Source organism: Sphingomonas arantia, assembly GCF_042682045.1.
Taxonomy (GTDB): Bacteria; Pseudomonadota; Alphaproteobacteria; order Sphingomonadales; family Sphingomonadaceae; genus Sphingomonas_R; species Sphingomonas_R arantia.
Map to the genome: position 1 here is coordinate 248,270 of NZ_JBHUGS010000001.1, position 16,701 is coordinate 264,970.

Sequence of the window (16,701 nt, forward strand, 5' to 3'; positions counted from 1 at the left end):
AGAGGAGAGGTCAGCCGCGACGGCGGGCGAGCGCCTGCAACCTGGGGCGAACGCGCAGGAAGCGGATGTAGCCGCGTTCGAGCAGCGCCAGGACGCGCGGGTTGCGTGCGGCCAGACCGAGCGGGCGGAGCAGCGGGATGGCGCGCCACATCGCGGCGAAGGCGGCGGCACCGGACAGCAGGACGCCGTCCTCCCGCGCATGGAAGCGCGCGAGCAACGCGCCGCGATCGATGGGGCAGGACGTGTCGCCGGACGTCGCATCGACGAAATCGATCGCGCGAGCGCGGTCCAGCCGGCGCATCAGCGCGATTTCGCGCAGGCAGAGCGGGCAACCGCCATCGAACCAGACCGTCAGTGTCGTCATGCCCTTCATATGGCGCGCGGGCGCCGCTATGCCAGCGGGGACAGCAGGATAAAGCCCGGGCGCGACCTGGGCGTGAGAGGGCATGAGCATGCGGGTGGCGATCATCGGGGCCGGAATGGCGGGGCTGTCCTGTGCGGAGCGGCTGGTGGCGGGCGGGCATCAGGTGACGCTGTTCGACAAGGGGCGCGGGCCGGGCGGGCGGATGGCGACGCGGCGGCTGGACACGCCGCTGGGCCAGGTGACGTGCGATATGGGCGCGCAATATTTCACGGCGCGCGATCCGGATTTCGTTGCGCGCGTGGCGCATTGGGAGGCGACGGGCGTCGTGGCGCGCTGGCCGGCGATGGGAGACGATGCGTGGGTCGGGACGCCGGCGATGAACGCGCCGCTGCGTGCGATGGCGGATGCGGGCGACGTGCGCTGGGGCACGCGGATCGATGCGATCGTGCGCGGGGCTGATGGCTGGTCGTTGCAGGCGGGCGACGCGGTGCATGGCGGGTTTGAGGCCGTCGTGGTCGCGGTGCCGGCGGAGCAGGTTCCGGCGCTGGTCGAGGCATGGGTGCCGGCCTTTGCGGCGCAGGCGCGGGCGACGCCGTCGCTGCCGTGCTGGACGGTGCTGGCGGTGTTCGATGCGTTGCTGCCGATCGGTGACGCGCCGGTGCGGCGGGCGGGGATCATTGATTTTGCCGCGCGCGGTGGGTCGAAGCCGGGGCGGGGTGGTGTCGAGGCCTGGACGGTTCATGCGACGGCGGACTGGTCGGCGGCGCATCTGGAGGATGATGCGGGGGAGGTGCAGGCTGCGGTGTTGGCGGCGCTTGGAGAGGTGGCGGGGGTAATGTTGCCGGCGCCGGTGGTGGCGACGGCGCATCGCTGGCGGTTTGCGCGGTCGGGGGCCGTGGGGTGCGAGGCGTTGTGGGATCGTGCGACCGGGATCGGGGTGTGTGGGGATTGGTTGAGTGGGCCTCGGGTTGAGGGGGCCTGGGTTTCGGGGCGGCGGTTGGCTGAGGTTTTGGGGTGATGCGTGGTGTTCCCCGGCGGAGGCCGGGGTCTAGACGCCAGCGTTTCGCCTAGGCCCCGGCCTTCGCCGGGGAACATCATCGCTCACCAGGCGATCCTACGTCGTACCCCCGCGGAGGCGGGGATCCAGCTTCTTCTTCTACGCTGTCGTCTTAGGGTTCGAGCTGGACCCCCGCGTCCGCGGGGGTCCGGGTGGGGCGTGAGGGGCGGTTCGCGCGGATCTCTGCCAGCGTTACCGGGCGGAACCCCTGTGCATCGACCCCGACGTCATATTGGCGCGGCAGGGGTTTGAGTTTGCCGTGGCTGTGGCCGTGGAGGTTGAGCGTCCCGCGGTGTTGGCCGTTCCAACTGCGGAACGGGTAGTGGCAGGCGACGATCGCAGTGCCGTCGATGTCGAGTTCGATGTAGTCGCGCACGGACTCCCAGCCGGCGACGTCGGCGATGGCCGGGGCGTCGTTGTTGCCGCGGAGCAGGTGCTTGCGGCCGTTGAGCCGGGCGAGGAGTGGGGCGACATCCGAGAGCCGGCGGGCGACGTCGCCGAGGTGCCAGACCTCGTCGTCCGGGCCGACCGCGGCGTTCCAGGCGGCGATCAGCGCGGCGTCCATGTCCGCCACGCCCGAAAACGGGCGGCGGTGGATATTGAGCGTGCGGTGGTCGCCGAAATGGGTATCGGCGGTGAAGAAGATCGCCATGAGCGGAGAGCGTTTCGCGACGGCTGCCGTTCCGTCGCGTGACGGCGACGGCACGAACCGGGCGGCGGGACGTTGCCGCCGCGACTGATGAGGAAACGACCAAGCGTGCCACTGCCGAAGACCCTGCCGAAAATCCACCTGACCGACGAGCAGCGCCGCCGTGCGATTTTCGCGGCGTGCGTGGTCGCGCTGCTGGCGCTGGCGATCCTGATGGGGATCGGGGTGGGCACCGGCGGGCCGGGGCCACGGGTGACGTCGCGCGCGGCGGGCGGGCAGGCGGGTCTGCGGGCGGGCGACGGGCGTGCGACGGTGGTGGTGCCGCCGATTCCGAAGCCGGCGGTCGAGCCGCTGGAGCTGATCCAGCTGACCCCCGACCGCGCGCGGCTGATCAACTCGATGGTGCCGTTCGTGCCCGGCCCGGTGCGACCCGCGCCGCCGTTCAAGTTCGCGGGCAGCCCGGTGGACCGGATCGCGGCCACCGCTTGCCTGGCGACCGCGGTCTATTACGAGGCGGGCGACGATCCGGTGGGGCAGCGATCGGTGGCGCAGGTGGTGCTCAATCGCGTGCTCCACCCGGCCTATCCCAAGACGGTGTGCGGCGTGGTGTTCCAGGGCAGCGAGCGGCATACGGGTTGCCAGTTCAGCTTCACCTGCGACGGGTCGATGGCGGCGCGGCGGCCGTCCGACGTGGCATGGAAGCGCGCCGAGGACGTGGCGGCGAAGGCACTGGCCGGGGATGTCGACAAGTCCGTGGGCTATGCGACCCATTATCATACCGACTGGGTCGTGCCGTACTGGAGCGTGACGCTGGACAAGCTGTCGCGCGTAAAGACGCATCTGTTCTTCCGCTGGCGCGGCTATTGGGGGACGCCGCAGGCGTTCCACGGGCGTTATGCCGGGGGCGAGGCGGTCGATCCGCGCGTGCCGGGTGCGGCCGCACTGGCGACCGCGGCGGGCGTGCCGGTGTTGCCGACGACAACCGACGGACTGACCACGTTCGGCGTGCCGGCGATGCCGTCGGACGAGACGGTCTATCTGGAAAAGCGCCCGACCGTGACGTTGCCCGGCGTGTCGACTGCGGCGTTGAAGGGGCATGTACTGCGGCTCGGGACGCCGGGCGGCACGGACTATGCGCTGGAGCTTTCGCCCGGTGCGCCGGCGGACGGCTATCCCGCGGTGGCGCAGGCGGTGTGTCGCGACCTGCCAGCGTGCACGGTGGGCGGGTGGCTCGATCCGGACCGTGTGGCGGACTCGGTGCCGTTCAAGCTGTCCGCGTTGCGCACCGCGACGTTCCTGTTCCACCGTCGGCCGGGGGAGCCGGCGGGACGCAGCCACTGGAACTGCCGCCAGGTGCCGCGCGCGGACAAGACGCAGTGCCTGCCGGGGACGGAATGAGCGCGGACGCGCAAACCGCCGGTTCGCGGCGGTCAAGCGAGACTGGCTTTGCCGCGCGGACGGGCGGCGGCTACAGCGGCCCGATGCCTGATATTACGATCGTTTATGAACATCCCGCCTGGTTCCTGCCGCTGTTCACCGGGCTGGAGGCGCGTGGCATTTCGTTCGATGCGGTGCATGCCGATGGGCTGGTGTTCGATCCCGCCGACACGCGGCCGCCCGCGCCGGTGGTGTTCAACCGAATTGCGATGTCGAGTTTCCTGCGCGCGCCGGAGCATCCGATCTTCTTCGCGCAGGCGCTCATGGCGCAATGGCAGGCGGTCGGTGCGCGGGTGGTGAACGGTGCGGACGTGCTGGCGATCGATGCGAACAAGGCGCGGCAGCTGGCGCTGATCGCGGGGCTCGGCCTTGCCATTCCGGCGACGCGGGTGGTGCACCGCGCGGCCGATCTGGTCGCGGCGGCGGCGACGCTGCGCTTTCCGGTGGTGGTGAAGGCCAATATCGGCGGATCGGGCGCGGGGATCGTGCGGTACGACAGCGCGGACGAACTGGCCGCGGCGGTGGCGGACGGGAACGCGCCGGACAGCATCGACCGCGTGCTGATGGTGCAGGAATATGTGCCCGTCCGGAGCGGCGCGATCACGCGGATCGAGACGCTGGGCGGCAAATATCTCTATGCGATCGACGTGGACGGCGGCGGCGGGTTCGATTTGTGCCCGGCGGACGTCTGTCTGACCGCGCCGGGCAAGGCGGCGGTGTCGGTGGTGCAGGCGCATCCCGCGCCCGAACTGATCGCGGCGGCGGAGCGGATCGCGGTGGCCGCCGGGATGGATGTCGGCGGGGTCGAGGTGATGATCGACGACCGCGACGGGACGCCGCGGTTTTACGACGTCAACGCGCTGTCCAATTTCGTGGCGGATCCGGTGACGGTGATCGGGTTCGATCCGCACGACCGGCTGATCGACTGGCTGGCGGACCGCATCGTGGAGAGCAAGGCGTGAGGTACGGGTATTGGATGCCGGTGTTCGGCGGTTGGCTGCGCAATGTCGACGACGAGCGGCCGGCGAGCTGGGAGTATGCGCGCGACCTGGCGGTGCGGGCCGAGCAGATCGGCTATGACCTGACGCTGATCGCCGAGTTGAACCTGAACGATATCAAGGGCGTGGACCAGCCGGCGCTCGATGCCTGGTCGACCGCGGCGGCGATCGCGGCGGTGACCAAGACCCAGGAGATCATGGTCGCGGTGCGGCCGAATTTCCACCAGCCGGCGCTGTTCGCCAAGGCGGCGGCGAATGTCGACCGGATTTCGGGCGGGCGGCTGTCGCTGAACGTCGTGTCGTCCTGGTGGGCGGACGAGGCGAAGCAATATGGCCTGCAGTTCGACGCGCATGACGACCGTTATGCGCGCACGTCGGAATGGCTGGACGTGGTGAAGGGGTTGTGGACCGAGGAGCGGTTCAGCTTTGCCGGGCGGTTCTACACCACCGACCAGGCGATCTGTTCGCCGAAGCCCGCCAAGATGCCGACATTGTATGCCGGCGGCGAGAGCGATGCGGCCAAGACGATGATCGCCGGCCAGTGCAGCGCCTATGTGATGCACGGCGATCCGGTGGAGGCGGTGGCGCCCAAGATCGTCGACATGAAGCAGCGCGCGAACGGCCGGCCGATGACCTTCGGCATGGCGGCCTATGCCATCGTGCGCGACAGCGAGGCGGAAGCGCAGCGTGAGCTGGACCGGATCACGACGGTGCGCGACCTGCCCGCCGGCTACGACAATTTCGACCAGTGGCTGTCGGGGACTCAGCTGGAGCGCGAATTGAAGTTGCGCGAATATGCGGTGTCGAACCGCGGGTTGCGGCCGAACCTGGTCGGGACGCCGGAACAGCTGAAGCAGCGGATCGCGGATTATGAGGGCGTGGGGCTCGACCTGCTGCTGCTTCAGATGAGCCCGCAGGCCGAGGAGATGGAGCGGTTCGCGGCGCAGGTGATCGGCGGATGATCCGTCTCGACGGCGTGACGAAGCGGTTCGCGGGCGGTGCGGTGGCGCTGGACGATGTGACGCTCGACGTGGCGCGGGGCGAAGTGTTCGGCATCATCGGCCGGTCGGGTGCGGGCAAGTCGACGCTGATCCGGATGTTGAACGGGCTGGAGCGGCCCTCCGCCGGGCAGGTGCTGGTCGACGGCGCCGACGTCGCGACGCTGGACGATGCGGCGCTGCGCACGTTGCGGCGGCGGGTGGGGATGATCTTCCAGCAGTTCGGGCTGCTCGGGTCGCGGACGGTGGCGGACAATGTCGCGTTCCCGCTGAAGGTGGCGGGGATGGCGGCGCGCGACCGGGCCGCTCGGGTGGCGGAGTTGCTGGCACGGGTCGGTTTGAGCGATCATGGTGCGAAATATCCGGCGCAGCTGTCGGGTGGGCAGAAGCAGCGCGTGGGAATCGCGCGCGCGCTGGCGACCGGGCCGGACATCCTGCTGTGCGACGAGGCGACGAGTGCGCTCGATCCCGAGACGACGCGCGACGTGCTGGCGCTGATCGCGGACCTGAACCGCGACCTGGGGCTGACGATCGTGCTGATCACGCATGAGATGGACGTGGTGCGGCAGGTTTGCGACCGGGTCGCGGTGCTGCATGCCGGGCGCGTGGTGGAGCAGGGTGCGGTGGCCGATATCTTCCTCGATCCGCAGGCGGCGGAGACGCGCGCCTTGCTGGCCGAGGCGGGCGAGCAGGGTCCGGCGGACTTTGCGGAGTTCGCGGGTCGGGTCGTGCGCTGGACCTGTCATGGCGACACGATCGGGCAGCCGGTGCTGACGATGGTGGCTCGCGAGACGGGGGCGGACTTCGCGATCCTGGACGGGCGGATCGGGCGGTTGCGCGACGAGCGTTACGGGCAGCTGACGCTGGGCCTGTCGGGTGGCGACACGGATGCGGCGATCGCGGCGCTCGGCCGGTACGGGCGGGTCAGCGCATGAGCGGCTGGTTTGCGGATATCGTGTGGGCGGACATCGCGCAGGCGTGCCTCGATACGCTGGCGATGCTCGGCGGGTCGCTGGTGCTGACGATCCTGTTCGGGTTGCCGCTGGGGATCGCGCTGTTCCTGACGTCGCCGGGGCAGGTTTGGGCGAACCGGTTGGGCAACGGCGTGCTGGCGTTGATGGTCAACCTGCTGCGGTCGGTGCCGTTCATCATCCTGCTGATCGTGATGATCCCGGCGACGGTGCTGCTGGTCGGGACCTCGCTGGGCGTCGCGGGGGCGATCCCGCCGCTGGTGGTGGGGGCGGCGCCGTTCTTCGCACGGCTGGTGGAGACCGCGCTGCGCGGCGTCGATCGCAACACGGTGGAGGCGGTGCAGGCGATGGGCGCCACAACGCGCGACCTGGTGTGGCGCGCGCTGTTGCCCGAGGCGATGCCGGGGATCGTGGCGGCGGCGACGGTGACCGCGGTGGCGCTGGTGTCGTTCACCGCGATGGCGGGCGTGGTCGGCGCGGGGGGCCTCGGCGACCTGGCGATCCGGTTCGGGTATCAGCGGTTCCAGACCGACGTGATGGTGGTGACGGTGGCGCTGTTGCTGCTGCTGGTGCAGGGGATCCAGATGCTGGGCGACTGGCTGGTGCGGCGGCTGGTGCGGAGGTAGTTTCCTGCGCCCAACGGGTCTTGAGGCACGGGTTTGGAGTTGATGATGTTGAGACGGAACCTGCTCGCGGGCCTCGCTGCCCTGACCCTCCTCACCGCATGCGGCGGTGGCGGCGGTAGTGCCGCGGCCGATCCGAATGTGCTGGTCGTGGCGGCGACGGCGGTGCCGCATGCCGAGATCCTGGAGCATGTGAAGCCGGTGCTGGCCAAGGAGGGCGTGACGCTGGAGGTGCGGACGTTCAACGACTACGTCCAGCCCAACGTGCAGGTCGCCGAGGGGCGGATCCTGGTGAATTACTTCCAGACCAAGCCGTATCTCGACGGGTTCAACGCAGCCCGGGGCACCAAGCTGGTGACGCTGGCGGGGATCCATGTCGAGCCGCTGGGGGCCTATTCGCGCAAGTGGAAGACGCTGGCCGCCTTGCCGAAAGGCGCGGTGGTCGCGATCCCGAACGACAGCAGCACGACCGGCCGGGCGTTGACGCTGCTGGCCAAGGCGGGGCTGATCCGGTTGAAGAACCCGGCCGATCCGCTGGCGACGGTCGGCGATATCGTCGATAATCCGCGCGGACTGGTGTTCCGCGAGCTGGAGGCGGCGACCCTGCCGCGCGTGCTGGATCAGGTCGACATGGCGCTGATCAATACGAACTATGCGCTCGACGCCAAGCTCGACCCGACGCGCGACGCGCTGACGATCGAGGGCAAGGACAGCCCGTACGTCAACTACCTCGTCGGGCTGGCCCCGGCGGCGCGCGACCCGCGGGTGGTGAAGCTGATCGCCGCGCTGCGCAGCGACGATGTGAAGGCGTTCATCGCGCAAAAGTACAAGGGTGCCGTGATCCCGGCGTTCTGATCCTCAATCCAGACTGGAGATCCTCCCCATGAAACTGCTCCGCTACGGCCCGGTGGGTCAGGAAATGCCCGGGATGCTGGACGCGGACGGGCGCATCCGCGACCTGTCGGGCGTGATTCCGGACGTGACGCCGGCGACGGTGACGCCCGACGCGATCGCGCGGTTGCGGGCGATCGGTCCGACGTCGCTGCCGCTGGTCGAGGGCGATCCGCGCTACGGCGTGCCGGTGGCGGGGATCGGCAAGTTCCTGGCGGTCGGGCTGAACTATGCCGATCATGCCGCGGAGGCCGGGTTGCCGGTGCCGAGCGAGCCGATCTTCTTCACCAAGGCAATCTCCTGCCTGACCGGGCCGAACGACCCGGTGATGAAGCCGCGCGATGCGACGAAGCTGGACTGGGAGGTCGAGCTGGGCGTCGTGATCGGCACGACCTGCCGCTATGTCGAGGAGGCTGACGCGCTGGCGCATGTCGCAGGCTATGTGCTGGTCAACGACGTGTCGGAACGCGGTTTCCAGAAGGAACGCGGGACGCAGTGGGACAAGGGCAAGGGGTGCGACACGTTCGGCCCGACCGGCCCGTGGCTGGTGACGCCGGACGAGGTGGGCGACGTGCAGGCGCTCGACCTGTTCCTCGACGTGAACGGGATCCGGCGGCAGACGGGCAACAGCGCGACGATGATCTTCTCGGTCGCGCAATGCATCGCTTATGTCAGCCGGTTCATCACGCTGAACCCGGGGGACTTGCTGATCACCGGCACGCCGCCGGGCGTGGGCGAGGGGCAGAAGCCGCACAAGATCTTCCTCGAACCGGGCGATACGCTGCGGCTGGGCGCGACCGGGCTGGGCGAGCAGCGTTCGACGGTGGTGGCGTTCGCCTAAAGTCTAGGAACCCGTTTGTTTGAGCTTGTCGAGAACGCCGCGAAGGGTTCTCGACAGGCTCGAACCAAACGAGGTCTCAGTGCGCCCGGCCGAAGTCCGCGCGCGGGTCGTCCTGGCCCTGTTCCAGGATGCCGCGGCGGATGGCGCGGGTGCGGGAGAAGAGCTCGAACAGCGTGTCGCCGTCGCCCCAGCGGATCGCGCGTTGCAGCATCGTGACGTCTTCGGTCAGGCGTTGCAGGATCTCCAGCACCGCCTCGCGGTTGTTCAAGAACACGTCGCGCCACATGGTGGGGTCGGACGCGGCGATGCGGGTGAAGTCGCGGAAGCCGCCGGCGGAATATTTGATGACTTCGCTCTCGGTCACCTGTTCGAGGTCCGACGCGGTGCCGACGATGCTGTAGGCGATGAGGTGGGGGACGTGGCTGGTCACCGCGAGGACAAGGTCGTGGTGGTGCGCGGTCATCTCCTCGACCTGCGCGCCGAGCGATTCCCAGAAGGCGCGGACGCGTGCCGTCGCGACCGGCGGCGTGTCCGCGTCGGGGGTCAGGATGCACCAGCGGCCGGCGAACAGCGTCGCGAAGCCGGCATCCGGGCCGCTGTTTTCGGTGCCGGCGACCGGGTGGCCGGGGACGATGATCGCATCCGGTAGCGCGGCGCGGAGCGCGGCGGCGACGCTGACCTTCGATCCGCCGACGTCGCTGACGATCGCGTCGGCGGGCAGGTCCGCGGCGATGTCCGCCGCCGCCGCTCCGATCGCGCCGACGGGGACGCAGAGCAGGACGAGGTCGGCGTCGAGCACCGCGGTGCCGGCCTGGTCGGTGATGTCGTGCGCGAAGCCGAGTTCGCGGGCGCGGGCGCGGACCGCGGGGTCGGCATCATGGCCGGTGACGCGCACCGTGGGGAGCGACGCCCGGATCGCGCGCGCGACCGACGAGCCGATCAGCCCGAGGCCGATGACGGTGACGCGCGCGAAGGGGAGCATCAGGCGGCGGCGGCCATGTCCGCGATCGCCGCGGCGACCCCGCGCGTCTCCTCCTCCGTCCCGATCGTGATGCGCAGCGCGTGGGGCAGGCCCTGCCCCGGCAGCCAGCGGACGATGTAGCCGCGTTCCATCAACCCTTCGAACGCGGCCTGCGCGGTCAACCGGCCCTCGAACAGGATAAGCGAGAAGTTCGCCTCGCTCGGCACGGCGCGCAGGCCGTCGATCGCGTTCATCGTGGTCGCGAACCAGGCGCGCCAGGTGGCGTTGTGGTCGCGGCTGCGATCGACGAACGCGTCATCGCCGAGCGCCGCGACCGCCGCGGCCTGGCCTGCGGTGGTGACGTTGAACGGCGCACGAATCTTGTGGAGCGCGGTGATGACGGGGGCGGGGCCGTAGCCCCAGCCGATCCGCTCGGCCGCGAGGCCGTGGATCTTGGAGAAGGTGCGCGTGATCAGCACGTTCTGTGCGCCGCGCGCGAGTTCGAGCGCGCCGTCGTCGGCGCCCGGTGCCAGATATTCGGCATAGGCCTGGTCGATGACGAGCAGGCAGTCGGCGGGCAGGCCGGCGTGGAGGCGGGCGATGTCGCTGCGGTCGCTGTAGGTGCCGGTCGGGTTGTTCGGGTTGGCGACGAATACGACGCGGGTCTTCGGCGTGACCGCGGCGAGCAGCGCGTCGATGTCGGTGGCGTAGTCCCGGTCCGGGGCCACGACCAAAGTCGCGCCGACGCGGCGGGCGGCGATTTCGTAGACCGAGAAGCCGTAGCGGACCTGAAGCACTTCGTCGCCGACGCCGGCGAACGCACCCGCGGCGAGATGCAGGATCTCGTCCGATCCGGTGCCGTAGATGACGCGTGTGGGGTCGAGGCCGTATTTCGCGGCGAGTGCTTCGCGCAGCAGCGTCGCGCCGGGATCTGGGTAGCGATCGAGCGTCCCTGCTTCCGCGGCATAGGCGGCGCGGGCCGGTGCGCCGGTACCGAACGGGTTCTCGTTCGACGACAATTTGGTCGCGCGGACGCCGCTGTCGGTGGTGGTGCGGCCCGGCAGATAGGGCGCGATCGCGTCGATCCAGGGCTTTGGAGCAGGTGCTGTCATGCGCGCGTCGATAGCGGATTGGGGGGGCTGCGTCATGTCGAAGATGGGGTTTTGTCGAATTTAGCCCTCCCCCCATCGGGGGGAGGGTTGGGTGGGGGGCTTCACTGGGTGAGCGGTCGGAAGGCGTGCGTTCGGCGTAGCGTGCGACATAAGCGTTGTGTCCAGCGCGGCCCCCCACCCCGGCCCTCCCCCCGGTGGGGGGAGGGAGTGATTGACAGCTTTCCTTGGCGCCCTTAGCGCGCAGGCATGTCCGAGGATGCCCGTTTCGGCCTTTCGCGCGTCGTGACGCTGCCCGGGCCGTTCGCGTTGGACGGGGGTGCGGTGCTGGCCTCGGTCGATATCGCCTACGAAACCTATGGCACGCTGAACGCCGAGCGGTCGAACGCGGTGCTGATCTGCCACGCGCTGACCGGCGATCATCATGTCGCGTCGGATCATCCGCGGACGGGGAAGCCCGGCTGGTGGACGCGGATGGTGGGGCCGGGGCAGCCGGTCGATCCGGCGCGGCACTTCATCGTGTGCGCCAATGTGCTGGGGTCGTGCATGGGATCGTCCGGGCCGGCGAGCGTCGATCCGGCGACGGGGCGCCCCTACGCGATGCGGTTTCCGGTCATCACGCTGCGCGACATGGCGCGGGCGCAGGCGTTGCTGATGGATCATCTGGGTGTCGCCAAGCTGCTGGCGGTGGTCGGCGGGTCGATGGGCGGGATGCAGGTGCTCGAGTGGGCGGCGACCTATCCGGATCGCGTGCGGTCCGCGGTGGTTATCGCGTCCGCGGCACGCCATTCCGCGCAGAATATCGCGTTCCACGAGGTCGGGCGGCAGGCGATCATGGCCGATCCGAACTGGCGCGAGGGCGAGTATTATGGGGCAGGCGCTGTGGCCCCGACCGCCGGGCTGGCGGTGGCGCGGATGGCGGCGCACATCACCTATCTGTCCGAGGCCGGGCTGACCGAGAAATTCGGGCGGCGGTTGCAGGCGCGCGAGACGAAGAGTTTCGGGTTCGACGCCGATTTTCAGGTCGAAAGCTATCTGCGACATCAGGGGATCAGCTTTACCGACCGGTTCGATGCCAACAGCTACCTCTATATCACCCGCGCGATGGATTATTTCGATCTGGCGGAGGAGCATGGCGGGCGGCTGGCCAATGCGTTTGCGGGGTCGGCGACGCGGTTCTGCCTGGTGAGTTTCGACAGCGACTGGCTTTACCCGACGTCGGAGAGCCGGGCGATCGTGCATGCGCTGAACGCGGCGGGTGCGGCGGCGAGTTTCGTCGAGCTGTCGTCGCCGTTCGGGCATGACGCGTTCCTGCTCGACGTGCCGGAGCTGAACCGCGTGGTCGACGGGTTTTTGCGTGCGGTGCCGTCATGCCTTTGAACAAACCGACCCTTCGTCCGGACCTCGAAATTATTGCAAACTACATTTCCCCGCGTGCCAGAGTGCTCGACGTTGGATGCGGTAGCGGTGATTTGTTGGACGAGCTGAGCGCGCACAAGCATGTGGATGCGCGCGGAATCGAGATCGACGGGGCGAACGTGTCGGCCGCGGTCGCGCGCGGGCTGTCGGTGGTGCAGGGCGATGCCGATACCGACCTGTCGGCCTATCCCGATGCCAGTTTCGACCATGCGATCCTGAGCCAGACGTTGCAGACCGCGCGGCGGCCGGACCGCGTGCTGGACGAGCTGCTGCGGATCGGGCGGACGGCGTTCGTGTCGTTCCCGAACTTCGCCTACTGGCGCGTGCGGTGGTCGTTGATGTGGGGCGGGCGGATGCCGGTGACGGCGGCGCTGCCGGTCAGCTGGTACGAGACGCAGGATATCCACCACCTGACGATCGACGATTTCCGGGCGTTCGTGGCGGCGCGGGGGATTGTGGTGGAGGAGGCCTGGTTTCTGGCCGGATCGCGGCGCTGTTCGGCGGTTCAGGCGAACTTGCTGGCGGAGCATGCGGTGTTTTTGTTGCGGCGGTGAGTTTTGCGACCTCGGTCGTCTCAAGCCACTGCCCCTCTCCCCAGCCCTCTCCCCGGAGGGGAGAGGGGGCCTGTTGCGCCCTTGGATGAAGCTTAGCGCAGGCGCGCGCCGACCTTCGTTGCCGCCGCGACCACCTTGTCGGCGATCGCGGTCAGCTCCGCATCCGTGAAGCTCTTGTCGCTCGGTTGCAGCGTGACTTCGACGGCGACGGACAGGTTGTCGTCGGGGAGGACGAAGCGGTCGAAGATGCGGGCGTCGACGATGGCGGTCTTGTCGGCGCTGCGCACCGCGCGGACGAGGTCGTCGGCGACCAGCGTCGGCGCGACGACGAAGGCGAAGTCGCGTCGGACGGGCTGGAGCGCGGGGGGGGCGAAGCCGGGGCGGACGGGGCCGGTGCCGCGCTTCTGGGGTACGGCGTCGAGGTGGATCTCGCCGGCGACCGCACTGCCGTCGAGGCCCATGGCGCGGGCGGTGGCGGGGTGGAGTTCGCCGAATTCCGCGAGGATCGTCTTTGGGCCGAGCCGGAGCGTCGCCGAGCGGCCGGGGTGGTAGACCGGCGAGACGGCGGCCATCACCTGGACGCGGTCGACCGGCACGCCGGCGGCGGCGAGGAGGGCCAGCGCCTCCGCCTTCGCGTCGTAGGCGTCGAATGCGGCGGGCTTGCCGTCGCGCCAGTCGCGGCGCGCGCGGTCGCCCATCAGGACGAAGCCGAGCGTCGCGCGCTCGCCGTCCGCCAGGTAGCGGCGGCCGACCTCGAACAGCCGGATGGTCGCGCCGCCGCGATCGGCATTGCGCTTTGCGGCGGACAGGAGGCCGGGCAGCAGCGAGGGGCGCATGATCTTGAGCGCCTCGCTGATCGGGTTGGTCAGCGCCCAGGCGCCGCCGCCGAATGCGTCGGCCTCGGCCTGCGCGATGAAGCTCCAGGTGACCGCTTCGGACAGGCCGCGGGCGGCGGCGGCGCGGCGGACGCGCCGTTCGAGCAGCTGTGCCGGGGTGGCGGTGGGGCGCGCGACACCCTCGATCCGCGGCAGCGGGACCGATTCAAGCCGCGCGAGCCCTTCGATCCGCACGACTTCCTCGACCAGGTCGGCCGGGCCGTCGACGTCGCGCCGCCAGCTGGGGACACGGACGTTCCAGCCGGCGTCGACGCCGAAGCCGAGCGCGGTCAGGATGCGGCGCTGGCGATCGGCGGGGACGGCCATGCCGGCGAGGCGCAGGCAGAGCGTCGGATCATGCGCGATGACGCTGACCCCCTCGGGCGCGGTGCCGGCGCGGACCACGTCCGACGCGTCGCCGCCGCAGATCTGCCGGATCAGGTCGGTGGCGATGGCGAGGCCGTCGTCGAGGAACTGCGGATCGACGCCGCGTTCGAAGCGGGTGCGCGCGTCGCTGGTGAGCGCCAGCGCCTGGCCGGTGCGGGCGATCGTGGTCGGTTCGAAGAAGGCGCATTCGACGACGATGTCGGTCGTGTCCGCCGAGACGCCCGAATGCATCCCGCCCATGATGCCGCCAATGTCGTGGACGGTCGTGTCGTCCGCGATGACGGTCATCGCCGGGGTGAGCGCATAGTCGCGGCCGTTGAGCGCGGTCAGCGTTTCGCCGGCCGCGGCCTTGCGCGCGACGAGCCCGCCCTGGAGCTTCGCCAAATCGTAGACGTGGAGCGGCCGGCCATGATCGAGCATGACATAGTTGGTGATGTCGACCAGCGCAGAGATCGGGCGCTGCCCCACCGCGGTGAGGCGGCGGGCCATCCAGTCGGGCGCGGCACCGTTCGCGACGCCGCGGACCACGCGGCCGTAGAGCGCGGGGCAGCCGTCCGGATCGTCCGTGCGGATCGCGATGGGGCAGGGGAAGGCGGGCTTGATCGTGGGGACGACGAGCGATCTCAGCGTGCCGAGCCCGGCGGCGGCAAGATCGCGCGCGATGCCGCGGACGCCCATGCAATCCTGGCGGTTGGGCGTGATCGCGACGTCGATCACCGGGTCGCTGAGCTGCGCATAGTCGGCGTAGGAGGCGCCGACGGGGGCATCGTCGGCCAGTTCGAGGATGCCGTCATGCGCGTCGGACAGCAGCAGTTCGCGCGCCGAACACATCATGCCGCGCGATTCGACGCCGCGGATCGCCGCGACCTTCAGCGTGACGTCGAGCCCGGGCACATAGGTACCGGGCGCGCCGAACACGCCGACCAGGCCGGCGCGCGCATTTGGCGCGCCGCAGACGACCTGGAGCGGTTCCGGGCCGCCGGCGTCGACCGACAGGACCTGCAGCTTGTCGGCTTGCGGATGCGGGGCGGCGGTGAGGACGCGGGCGACGACGAACGGCGCGATGCGCGCGGCGGGATCGTCGATCCCCTCCACCTCCAGCCCAATTTCGGTTAGCCGTTCGGCAACCTGTTCGACGGTGGCGTCGGTTTCGAGATGGTCCTTGAGCCAGGACAATGTGAACTTCATGCCGAAATCCCCCCGGACAGCGTCGGCATGTCGAGCGCCGCGAAACCATAATGCCTGAGCCAGCGCAGGTCGCCGTCGAAGAACGGGCGCAGATCGTCCATACCGTATTTCAGCATGGCGAGCCGATCGATCCCGCAGCCGAAGGCGAAGCCCTGCCACTCCGCCGGATCGAGCCCGCAGGCGGCGATGACCTTCGGATGGACCATGCCGGAGCCGAGGATCTCCATCCAGCCGCCGCCCGCGGCATCACCGCCGCCGCCGATGACGCGGCGGCCCTTTTCCCAGGTGAAGCCGACGTCGACCTCGGCCGAGGGTTCGGTGAAGGGGAAATAGCTCGGGCGCAGGCGCAGGACGATGTCGTCACGCTCGAAATAGGCCTTCACGAAGGTTTCGAGCGTCCATTTCAGGTGGCCCATCGTGATGCCGCGATCGATGACGAGCCCTTCGACCTGATGGAACATCGGGGTGTGGGTGGCGTCGCTGTCCGACCGGTAGGTGCGGCCGGGGGCGATGATGCGGATCGGCGGCTGCTGCGAGAGCATGGTGCGGATCTGGACTGGGGAGGTGTGTGTCCTGAGAAGCATGCGCGGCCCCGCGGGCGCGCTTGCGGATCCGGCCGGCGGCGCGGAGTCCGCGTCGACCGACGACGGGCTTTGCTCGGCGCTAGCTTCCTTCTGCTCGTTGACCCGTTCCACATAGAAGGTGTCGTGCATCGCCCGCGCGGGATGCGTTTCGGGAATGTTGAGCGCGGTGAAGTTGTGCCAGTCATCCTCGATCTCGGGACCGGTGGCGACCGCGAAGCCGAGGTCGGCGAAGATCTCGGCCAGTTCGTCCATGACCTGCGCCACCGGGTGGACCGAGCCGGCCGGGGGGAGCGCGACGGGGAGCGTAAGGTCGAGCCGTTCGGTGGCGAGCCGCGCGTCGAGCGCCTGGGTGTCGAGCAGCGCCTTGCGGTCGGCGATCGCGGCGGTCACCGCCTCGCGCAGGCCGTGGATGGCGGGGCCCTGGACGAGCCGTTCGTCGGGGGTGAGCTTACCCATCGTCTTCAAGAGCGCGGTGATGCTGCCGCTCTTGCCGAGGGCGGCGACGCGGATCGCCTCCAGCGCGGGGGCGTCGGCGACGGTGATCTGCGCCAGCCAGTCGGCCTTCTGTTGTTCGATGTCGTCCACGCGTCACCCCTTTCGCCGCCATGTCGGGCGGACTTCGTCCCGGAACCCGTAGTCGCGGGGGAGGGGCAGGATCAAGCGGGGGATATTGCCTGGGGTCCAGCTGAGGAGCCGGTGCCGCGTCCTATGCGTCATGGGAGCGGGATGGATGGCGCCGCCGGGTGACGACCGTGCGATCCGGAAGATGCGAATTTTCGGTTAGCGAATCCCGTC

The 16,701-nt window shown here is 69.7% G+C and carries 16 protein-coding genes; 10 read left to right on the top strand and 6 right to left on the bottom strand.

All coding sequences use genetic code 11. From position 1 onward, the window contains the following. Positions 1-10: 10 nt before the first annotated feature. Positions 11-364 (bottom strand): thiol-disulfide oxidoreductase DCC family protein, encoded by a 354-nt coding sequence (locus ACFSGX_RS01200; RefSeq protein ID WP_380926859.1) that lies wholly within the window; start codon positions 362-364, stop codon positions 11-13. 82 nt (positions 365-446) lie between these two features. Here ACFSGX_RS01200 and ACFSGX_RS01205 point away from each other — a divergent pair, with 82 nt between their 5' ends. Continuing rightward, the gene (locus ACFSGX_RS01205) at positions 447-1,382 is read left to right on the top strand and encodes an NAD(P)/FAD-dependent oxidoreductase (RefSeq protein ID WP_380926860.1); all 936 of its coding nucleotides are present in this window, start codon (positions 447-449) and stop codon (positions 1,380-1,382) included. A gap of 151 nt (positions 1,383-1,533) precedes the next feature. Here the strand turns inward: ACFSGX_RS01205 and ACFSGX_RS01210 are convergent, their stop codons facing one another. Then, positions 1,534-2,073 (bottom strand): metallophosphoesterase, encoded by a 540-nt coding sequence (locus ACFSGX_RS01210; RefSeq protein ID WP_380926861.1) that lies wholly within the window; start codon positions 2,071-2,073, stop codon positions 1,534-1,536. A gap of 105 nt (positions 2,074-2,178) precedes the next feature. Here ACFSGX_RS01210 and ACFSGX_RS01215 point away from each other — a divergent pair, with 105 nt between their 5' ends. From ACFSGX_RS01215 to ACFSGX_RS01245, 7 genes are all read left to right on the top strand, one after another. Continuing rightward, entirely contained in the window at positions 2,179-3,468 is a 1,290-nt protein-coding gene (locus ACFSGX_RS01215) for a cell wall hydrolase (RefSeq protein ID WP_380926863.1), read from the top strand. A gap of 83 nt (positions 3,469-3,551) precedes the next feature. Continuing rightward, positions 3,552-4,469: an ATP-grasp domain-containing protein gene (locus tag ACFSGX_RS01220; RefSeq protein ID WP_380926864.1), complete on the top strand. Its 918-nt coding sequence runs from the start codon at positions 3,552-3,554 to the stop codon at positions 4,467-4,469. Beyond that, positions 4,466-5,467: an LLM class flavin-dependent oxidoreductase gene (locus tag ACFSGX_RS01225; RefSeq protein WP_380926866.1), complete on the top strand. Its 1,002-nt coding sequence runs from the start codon at positions 4,466-4,468 to the stop codon at positions 5,465-5,467. The genes ACFSGX_RS01220 and ACFSGX_RS01225 overlap by 4 nt, the downstream gene beginning before the upstream one ends. Continuing rightward, the gene (locus tag ACFSGX_RS01230; RefSeq protein ID WP_380926868.1) at positions 5,464-6,438 is read left to right on the top strand and encodes a methionine ABC transporter ATP-binding protein; all 975 of its coding nucleotides are present in this window, start codon (positions 5,464-5,466) and stop codon (positions 6,436-6,438) included. Before ACFSGX_RS01225 ends, ACFSGX_RS01230 begins: the two co-directional genes overlap by 4 nt. Continuing rightward, a complete protein-coding gene (locus ACFSGX_RS01235) occupies positions 6,435-7,100 on the top strand; it encodes a methionine ABC transporter permease (protein WP_380926869.1) in 666 nt (221 codons plus the stop codon). The genes ACFSGX_RS01230 and ACFSGX_RS01235 overlap by 4 nt, the downstream gene beginning before the upstream one ends. 42 nt (positions 7,101-7,142) lie before the next feature. Further along, the gene (locus ACFSGX_RS01240; RefSeq protein WP_380926871.1) at positions 7,143-7,952 is read left to right on the top strand and encodes a MetQ/NlpA family ABC transporter substrate-binding protein; all 810 of its coding nucleotides are present in this window, start codon (positions 7,143-7,145) and stop codon (positions 7,950-7,952) included. A gap of 28 nt (positions 7,953-7,980) precedes the next feature. Then, positions 7,981-8,829, top strand: coding sequence for a 2,4-didehydro-3-deoxy-L-rhamnonate hydrolase (locus ACFSGX_RS01245; protein ID WP_380926873.1), 849 nt, complete (start codon positions 7,981-7,983; stop codon positions 8,827-8,829). A gap of 76 nt (positions 8,830-8,905) precedes the next feature. On the opposite strand, the gene ACFSGX_RS01250 is transcribed toward ACFSGX_RS01245, so the two are convergent. Together ACFSGX_RS01250 and hisC are read right to left on the bottom strand one after the other, a co-directional pair. After that, positions 8,906-9,811 carry a prephenate/arogenate dehydrogenase family protein gene (locus ACFSGX_RS01250; protein ID WP_380926875.1) on the bottom strand — a complete coding sequence of 302 codons (906 nt, stop codon included), beginning with the start codon at positions 9,809-9,811 and terminating at the stop codon, positions 8,906-8,908. Further along, a complete protein-coding gene (gene hisC / locus ACFSGX_RS01255; RefSeq protein ID WP_380926877.1) occupies positions 9,811-10,902 on the bottom strand; it encodes a histidinol-phosphate transaminase in 1,092 nt (363 codons plus the stop codon). Before hisC ends, ACFSGX_RS01250 begins: the two co-directional genes overlap by 1 nt. Positions 10,903-11,148: 246 nt before the next feature. On the opposite strand from hisC, the gene metX reads away from it, so the two are divergent. Together metX and metW are read left to right on the top strand one after the other, a co-directional pair. Beyond that, positions 11,149-12,279: a homoserine O-acetyltransferase MetX gene (gene metX / locus ACFSGX_RS01260; RefSeq protein ID WP_380926878.1), complete on the top strand. Its 1,131-nt coding sequence runs from the start codon at positions 11,149-11,151 to the stop codon at positions 12,277-12,279. Further along, positions 12,270-12,872 carry a methionine biosynthesis protein MetW gene (gene metW / locus ACFSGX_RS01265; RefSeq protein WP_380926879.1) on the top strand — a complete coding sequence of 201 codons (603 nt, stop codon included), beginning with the start codon at positions 12,270-12,272 and terminating at the stop codon, positions 12,870-12,872. Before metX ends, metW begins: the two co-directional genes overlap by 10 nt. A gap of 92 nt (positions 12,873-12,964) precedes the next feature. Here metW and pheT read toward each other — a convergent pair whose 3' ends face one another. Both pheT and pheS read right to left on the bottom strand, forming a co-directional pair. Next, on the bottom strand, positions 12,965-15,322 hold the full coding sequence (gene pheT, locus ACFSGX_RS01270) for a phenylalanine--tRNA ligase subunit beta (RefSeq protein ID WP_380926881.1): 2,358 nt from the start codon (positions 15,320-15,322) through the stop codon (positions 12,965-12,967). Continuing rightward, positions 15,319-16,491 (bottom strand): phenylalanine--tRNA ligase subunit alpha, encoded by a 1,173-nt coding sequence (pheS, locus tag ACFSGX_RS01275; RefSeq protein ID WP_380926883.1) that lies wholly within the window; start codon positions 16,489-16,491, stop codon positions 15,319-15,321. The genes pheT and pheS overlap by 4 nt, the downstream gene beginning before the upstream one ends. Positions 16,492-16,701: the final 210 nt, after the last annotated feature.

What these genes read in the sequence shown, in the direction of transcription:
- ACFSGX_RS01200 (WP_380926859.1), bottom strand. Translation starts at nt 364, where the DNA reads ATGACGACACTGACGGTCTGGTTCGATGGCGGTTGCCCGCTCTGCCTG.
- ACFSGX_RS01205 (WP_380926860.1), top strand. Translation starts at nt 447, where the DNA reads ATGAGCATGCGGGTGGCGATCATCGGGGCCGGAATGGCGGGGCTGTCC.
- ACFSGX_RS01210 (WP_380926861.1), bottom strand. Translation starts at nt 2,073, where the DNA reads ATGGCGATCTTCTTCACCGCCGATACCCATTTCGGCGACCACCGCACG.
- ACFSGX_RS01220 (WP_380926864.1), top strand. Translation starts at nt 3,552, where the DNA reads ATGCCTGATATTACGATCGTTTATGAACATCCCGCCTGGTTCCTGCCG.
- ACFSGX_RS01230 (WP_380926868.1), top strand. Translation starts at nt 5,464, where the DNA reads ATGATCCGTCTCGACGGCGTGACGAAGCGGTTCGCGGGCGGTGCGGTG.
- ACFSGX_RS01235 (WP_380926869.1), top strand. Translation starts at nt 6,435, where the DNA reads ATGAGCGGCTGGTTTGCGGATATCGTGTGGGCGGACATCGCGCAGGCG.
- ACFSGX_RS01240 (WP_380926871.1), top strand. Translation starts at nt 7,143, where the DNA reads ATGATGTTGAGACGGAACCTGCTCGCGGGCCTCGCTGCCCTGACCCTC.
- ACFSGX_RS01245 (WP_380926873.1), top strand. Translation starts at nt 7,981, where the DNA reads ATGAAACTGCTCCGCTACGGCCCGGTGGGTCAGGAAATGCCCGGGATG.
- ACFSGX_RS01250 (WP_380926875.1), bottom strand. Translation starts at nt 9,811, where the DNA reads ATGCTCCCCTTCGCGCGCGTCACCGTCATCGGCCTCGGGCTGATCGGC.
- hisC (WP_380926877.1), bottom strand. Translation starts at nt 10,902, where the DNA reads ATGACAGCACCTGCTCCAAAGCCCTGGATCGACGCGATCGCGCCCTAT.
- metX (WP_380926878.1), top strand. Translation starts at nt 11,149, where the DNA reads ATGTCCGAGGATGCCCGTTTCGGCCTTTCGCGCGTCGTGACGCTGCCC.
- metW (WP_380926879.1), top strand. Translation starts at nt 12,270, where the DNA reads ATGCCTTTGAACAAACCGACCCTTCGTCCGGACCTCGAAATTATTGCA.
- pheT (WP_380926881.1), bottom strand. Translation starts at nt 15,322, where the DNA reads ATGAAGTTCACATTGTCCTGGCTCAAGGACCATCTCGAAACCGACGCC.